The sequence below is a fragment of the Megasphaera sp. DJF_B143 genome (assembly GCF_900320625.1).
Classification (GTDB): domain Bacteria; phylum Bacillota; class Negativicutes; order Veillonellales; family Megasphaeraceae; genus Megasphaera; species Megasphaera hexanoica.
This window is the reverse complement of record NZ_ONTA01000257.1, coordinates 1-5,904: the sequence shown is the minus strand read 5'-3', so window position 1 is coordinate 5,904 and position 5,904 is coordinate 1. Positions and strand designations below refer to the sequence as shown.

General features: G+C 51.8%; 8 protein-coding genes. All 8 read right to left on the bottom strand.

Annotated elements, in window-relative coordinates:
* Positions 1-712, bottom strand: a 712-nt coding sequence (locus DBO31_RS07600) for a glycerate kinase (RefSeq protein ID WP_150824852.1), incomplete at its 3' end; no start/stop codon positions are given.
* Between the two features lie 118 nt (positions 713-830).
* A complete protein-coding gene (locus tag DBO31_RS07595; protein WP_150824851.1) occupies positions 831-1,901 on the bottom strand; it encodes a sugar diacid recognition domain-containing protein in 1,071 nt (356 codons plus the stop codon).
* A 32-nt stretch (positions 1,902-1,933) separates the two neighbouring features.
* Positions 1,934-2,713 (bottom strand): ZIP family metal transporter, encoded by a 780-nt coding sequence (locus DBO31_RS07590; protein ID WP_075581411.1) that lies wholly within the window; start codon positions 2,711-2,713, stop codon positions 1,934-1,936.
* A gap of 118 nt (positions 2,714-2,831) precedes the next feature.
* The gene (locus DBO31_RS07585) at positions 2,832-3,653 is read right to left on the bottom strand and encodes a nitroreductase family protein (RefSeq protein ID WP_150824850.1); all 822 of its coding nucleotides are present in this window, start codon (positions 3,651-3,653) and stop codon (positions 2,832-2,834) included.
* A gap of 23 nt (positions 3,654-3,676) precedes the next feature.
* Positions 3,677-4,717, bottom strand: a complete 1,041-nt coding sequence (locus DBO31_RS07580) for a methyltransferase domain-containing protein (RefSeq protein ID WP_150824849.1) — start codon at positions 4,715-4,717, stop codon at positions 3,677-3,679.
* 15 nt (positions 4,718-4,732) lie between these two features.
* Complete coding sequence (locus DBO31_RS07575; RefSeq protein WP_113855586.1) at positions 4,733-5,041, bottom strand: helix-turn-helix transcriptional regulator; 309 nt, start codon at positions 5,039-5,041, stop codon at positions 4,733-4,735.
* Between the two features lie 159 nt (positions 5,042-5,200).
* Entirely contained in the window at positions 5,201-5,467 is a 267-nt protein-coding gene (locus tag DBO31_RS07570; protein WP_200817492.1) for a hypothetical protein, read from the bottom strand.
* A gap of 107 nt (positions 5,468-5,574) precedes the next feature.
* The coding region (locus tag DBO31_RS07565; RefSeq protein WP_150824848.1) for a rubredoxin-like domain-containing protein at positions 5,575-5,904 on the bottom strand (330 nt) is incomplete at its 5' end.

The window sequence follows — 5,904 nt, the reverse complement described above, 5'->3', positions numbered from 1 at the left end:
ACATCTGGGTTACGGCGGCAAAGGACCGGCTGGCATCGTCCAGTACTTTGACATCCTGTGGCGACGCGCCTTTCTGGGGCCCGAAGATATAAGCAGCACCCCAATTCCCGAACAGCGGATTGGTTACGTCACAGGCGACATCAAAGGTACAATCTTTCAGGACCGGCAGGACCTGGGAATCATCTACAGATGCGATACGCCCTACTTCCTGCCCGCCTGTGCCGACCGGCTGGCCCTGAGCATCGCGGAAAATATAACCGAGAGCCTGAAGCATACCGACGCCGCAGTCACTGGTCGAACTGCCTCCCAGTCCGATGATGAAATGGCGGATGCCCGTTTCTATAGCCTGCGCCATGACCTGACCGACACCATACGTCGTCGTGTGCAGGGGATTGCGCTGTGCAGACGGTACTAGGCCTAATCCGGCAGCCCCGGCCATTTCAATAACGGCCGTCTCCATGTCCGGCAGACAGCCATACGCACAGGACACGGCTTCCCCTAAAGGTCCCTGGACACCGGCATAGCGGAGCTGTCCGCCCAGTCCATCGACGAGGGCTTCAACGGTTCCTTCCCCACCGTCAGCCAGGGGCTTGACGATGACCTGGACGGGATGACCGCCATAAGCTTTGCGGATACCGGCTTCAATGGCCCGGCCAGCTTCAACAGAAGTCAGACTATTTTTCAAGGAATCAATGGCTACGACGACTTTCATGATACTCTCTCCTCTATGTGCGAACTCGTAAGACTGTATTTCTCTATGCCTACAGTGTAGCAAAAAGAGGATGATCTTCCTATGTTATAAAGCACAAAAATATATCGTATTTTTGTGCTTAAAGCCATGGAAGGGTAGCAATGTAAAGCGTCACGGCATCGTGGAATACCCGCGGATTGAGCCCCGTCGCCTCACCAATCCGTTTCAGCCGGTATTGCAGAGTATTTTTATGGATACAGAGAATCCGCGCCGTCTCCTGTATGGATAAATTCTGTTGGTAATAGACCTGTAGCAGATGAATATCTCGTTCTGTCAAATGCTGACAAATGTCCTTCTGATAGCGGCGGCGTATCGGGCCATCCAGGCTTTGCAGCAAGAAAGCTAACTTCATCTCGTCGGCATGAACGCAGAAAATCTGTCGGTCCTCTGCCGACTGCAAGGCCATTTTGGCAAAACGGTACGATTCGTGGATACGGTGAAATGATTCTTCTGTCCCGATTCCTGCAAAAATGCCCGGGTAGAACCATTCTTTCCAGCGTGGCAGTTTCCGGTCCCAATCCGGATAGACCTTGCTGGGAATGAGCACGACAACGGTACTGGGATAAATATACGTGTATAAGGTCATCCCCAGGCTTTGGCAATCCTCTGCCATCTTCTGGCGGAAATCCCCGGCCCGGCGTGTACCTTCATGCCAGCGGAACACCACTGCGACATACTGGCTGCCCGCCAATGCCGGCTGGTCTTCAACCAGCTGCTGCACCATGTCTTCGTCATGATAAATCAGAGCCATGACCTGACGGCTGCGGTGTTCTTCTTCGCTGAACACCTCCTGGCTCAGCCGGTATTCCTTGAGAAATACCTCGCATATTTTCGTCAGCAAAAAACCATACTGGCCGACAACAGCCGGTTCCCCCGTAATCCCGACTACACCCAGTACCAGTCCATCCATGATGATCGGATAATTGACGCCCTTACTGACACCATCTGTCGGCCGGTCATCCTGTACGGTCTGGACCTGACCGGTCCGGGCGGCGGCGTGGCCGGCCTTGTGATACGTCCCAATGCGCTTGTCATCGGTACTGGCCATAATCTGCCCATGACAGTCAATAAAATTGACGTCCCAGCCGACGACTACCTTGGCTGAATCGACAATCTGCTGGGCTAATTCATCGGTAATGCGTACTTTCACACTAATACCTCTTTTCCTTCATGAAAAACATCTCACGACAAGGCCACATCCAGGGCCATCATCAGTGTGAATCCCAGGGCAAAGGACAGGACGCCCATATGGGAGTGTTCGCCAGCCGACATTTCCGGAATGAGTTCTTCGACGACGACGTAGCACATGGCCCCGGCGGCCAGACTGAGGAGATAAGGCAGGACCGGAACGATGAAGGCCGTCAGTGCGATGGTCAGGGCCGCTCCGATGGGTTCTACGATGCCCGATAAGACGCCTCCGAGAAAGGCTTTATGCCTGCCCACACCGGCGGCCTTGAGCGGCATGGAGATAATAGCCCCTTCGGGCAGGTTTTGCAAAGCGATGCCCAGCGACAAGGCCAATGCTCCGGCAGTACTGATACCCGTCTGACCGGCCAGGAGACCCGCATAGACGACACCGACGGCCATGCCCTCGGGGATATTGTGCAGCGCCACGGCCAAAACGAGCATCGTCGTCCGCTGCAAATGGCTGTGTGGCCCTTCAGCCTCCTCGCTGTACATGTGCAGATGCGGTACCAGCCGGTCCAGGGTCAGGAGCAGGAAGATGCCCAGCCAGAACCCGGCCACAGCCGGCACGAAAGCGAATTTCCCCAACGGCGCCGATTCTTCCATGGCCGGAATCAGGAGACTCCAAATTGAAGCAGCGATCATGACACCCGATGCAAAGCCCGTCAGCCCCCTTTGGACCTGGCGGTCCAATTCCTGCTTCATGGCATAGACGCAGGCCGCTCCCAAAGATGTTCCGACAAAGGGAATAAGAATCCCTATGACAGCATTTTCCATAACAACATCCCCTTTCGTATATATCATGATTTGATATTCACTATTGTTATAATCTCATTATATACAAAAAAGAACTGCCCCCGCAAGACAGCTCTTTTCATAGTTCATCAAAATAGTGTTATCGGATGATGGTAATCCGGTCGGTTGTCCTCTGGGGCGTCCGCTGGTAGGAAATGTCCGGGATTCCCAGCGCCATCAGGAAGCTCAGTCTGCATCCCTGGGGAATCTGGAACTGCGCTTCGATTTCAGGAAATGTCCGGGCCAGTGCTACGGCAATGCCGTCCCAGACCGTGCCCAGTCCCAGGCTGGTGGCATAGAGTTCCAGGTACGATAAGGCAATGACCGGATCGACGGTCTGGCAGACCGATGCCGCCGTTTTTGTATCGACAGAAGCGACAACTAAGGCCGGAGCTCCCCGGTACACCAGATCCTTCCCTGCCCGCTTGCTGGCTTCTGCCATTTCTTTTATGATAAAAAGAGGCGAATCGGCACGAACAGTATTCAGGCAATCGTATGTAATCTTCCGGATTTTATCCATTTTTTTGCGCGTCGCTACCAGAGAAAAATGAACAGATGGCGCGTTGACCCCTGTCGGCGCATAGGCCAGCATTTCCGTAAGTTTGTCCAGCTGTTCCTGTGACAAATCTTCTTTTTTATAAGCCCGGGTGCTACGCCGCGATTTTATCAGCTTCAGCAACTCTTCATGATTCCCATAGGATACAGTACCACATTGTTCCGGTTGCAGTCCGCCAAAGGACAGAGCTCCTTTCGGGCAGACGAGCATACAATGCTGGCAGGCCAGGCACCGCTGTTCGCCTCCGGGCAGATAGCGGGGAATCTTTTCTTCGTCAAATTCCAGACAAGCGGCTACGCAGTCCCGGATACACAAGCCACAATGGATACATGCTTCTTTTTCTACCGTAATCGTACGCTGAATCATGTATATTCTACTCCTCTCTTCTGCTAGCAACAGCAACCATTATCCCCGGCGTTATCTGCCACGGGAGTAACGCCAAAGGGACCGAAATGGACGGACCGGTCACCGTAGACGGTAAAGGCCGGAGCGTACCGCGTTTCTGAAAGCATGGAGGCCAGATTGCCACTGACCAGCATGGGTTTTCCCGTCACGAAATGATTGTTCATATCGAAATCAAAGGCATGAGGATGTCCGGAGATCGTACCGCGGTACACCGCTGCCTGACCATAATCCTCGCATGCATCTTCCAAATCAGTCAGTTTGAATACCCGCACCGTCCGTTCCGAAAAATGGGCAAAGCCGACTTTTTCTTCAATCGCTTCATTTCCCAGGTCAAAATTGCGGATAGACATGTAGACGAAATCCATGAATCCCGCTTTATTCAGCATGCGTCGGAAATCTTCAAAATACATGGCGCCGCTGATGCATTCACCGTGCAGTACCGGGTCGGCATAGAGTTCATCGGGAATGCGGCGGTCTGTAAAGACATCGGAAAAGTACAGTTCACCACCCGGTTTGAGGACACGCCAGATTTCGTTAAATATCTGTTGCTTGTACGGTGACAGATTGATGACACAGTTGGAAATGACCACATCGATGGAATTATCAGCAATTCCCAGAGATTTCAAATCTTCAATGTAGCCTTTTTTAAATTCCACATTCGAGGCCCTGTACCCAAAGCGCTTGTACTGCTCTTCTTCATGGCGCAGGGCAATATCGAGCTGTTCCTGGGTCATATCAACGCCGATGACATGGCCTTTTTCGCCGACCAGTTTGCTGGCTACGTAAACGTCGCGGCCAGTGCCGCATCCCAGATCCAGTACGGTCATGCCCTCCAGCAGGGGAGGAATCGGTGACCCACAGCCATAATAGTGAGTCACGATTTCATCATCAATGAGGCTGAGCGTTTCCCGCACTTCTTTGGGCAGTCCCGTGGAAGAACAGCAGCAGGCTTTCGTTTTGAGGTCTTTCGTTCCATCCAGCACCTTACCATAATATTCTTTGACTTGTTCTACGATTTCATTCATAGTATATTCCTCCTATCAGCATTCATCACAAGGTGTCTGCCCTTCCCGCTTTTCCCGTTGGACGAGTTCCTGAAAAAACGAAGCCAGACAACGGATACATTCTTCATCGAGAGCATAATAATGCCAGCGGCCTTGTTTGCGGTCCCGGACCAGATGACAGTCACAGAGGACATGCATATGATGGGACAGCGTCGGCTGGGTAATAGCGAAACGTTCCAGAATGCGGCAGGCACACTGTTCTCCACCGGCCAGCATGGCAATGATCTGCAGCCGGACAGGACTGCTGAGAGCTTTGTTGATGTTAGCAATCTCCATTATATCCATAAAACCGCCTCCGTTACATAGATATTTATCTATGTAACGGATTATATCATTTATATAGATAACCGTCAATATTTGATGATACCATATGGGTTATACCGAAACAGGGACGTGAGCACCGTTCACTCACGTCCCTGTTTCATTCTAACTACCGCCACATCTTCATTCGGGAATAGAAAACGCCCCTACGCTGAAATGAAGGATATACTCTTCGGCTCCAGCTACGGGCATCCAGTACCCGTATGCTTTGCCAACCGGACCATCATATACGACACAGACCGTCCGTTTTTCATCTACTGCCCGGTTGCAGAGACAGCCTTTATGCCGCTGCGGATCACCCATACTGCTGCATTTTATCTGATCATTCATGCCCAATGAAGCCGTTTTGGGATTGACAGCATAAATCTGTCTGTTTTTCTTAATCAGCATTACCGGTTCAGGAAAATTATCCTACATTCTGTGAAAAGATTCTATGATTGCCTGTTTATCCATCTTTTTTATCCCCCTCAGATTACTTCTACGATATCGCTTGCAGATTATGCTTTTTCCTGAAAAGCGCTCTTAGGCTGGCCGCAAATCGGGCAGACATAATCATCGCCTTCCGCGTTGATATCCCCTTCGTATTCATAACCGCATACCGGACAGACGTATACTTTCTTGGCTTTGACAGGCTGATTTTCCTGCGGATACCGGGCAAGGATTTCTGCCATCATGACGCCGTGGTGGCCTTCCTGTTTGGCAAACACTTCCATTTCATCAGCCGCTTCGTCAAAGCCGGCAGCACGGACCTTATCGGCCATGGCCTTGACCTGTGCTTCGCCGCCGGTTTCCGCCTTCTGCAATCCCCGGACGAGACCCCAGAAATT

What these genes read in the sequence shown, in the direction of transcription:
- DBO31_RS07590 (WP_075581411.1), bottom strand. Translation starts at nt 2,713, where the DNA reads ATGGAAAATGCTGTCATAGGGATTCTTATTCCCTTTGTCGGAACATCT.
- DBO31_RS07585 (WP_150824850.1), bottom strand. Translation starts at nt 3,653, where the DNA reads ATGATTCAGCGTACGATTACGGTAGAAAAAGAAGCATGTATCCATTGT.
- DBO31_RS07580 (WP_150824849.1), bottom strand. Translation starts at nt 4,717, where the DNA reads ATGAATGAAATCGTAGAACAAGTCAAAGAATATTATGGTAAGGTGCTG.
- DBO31_RS07575 (WP_113855586.1), bottom strand. Translation starts at nt 5,041, where the DNA reads ATGGATATAATGGAGATTGCTAACATCAACAAAGCTCTCAGCAGTCCT.
- DBO31_RS07570 (WP_200817492.1), bottom strand. Translation starts at nt 5,467, where the DNA reads ATGCTGATTAAGAAAAACAGACAGATTTATGCTGTCAATCCCAAAACG.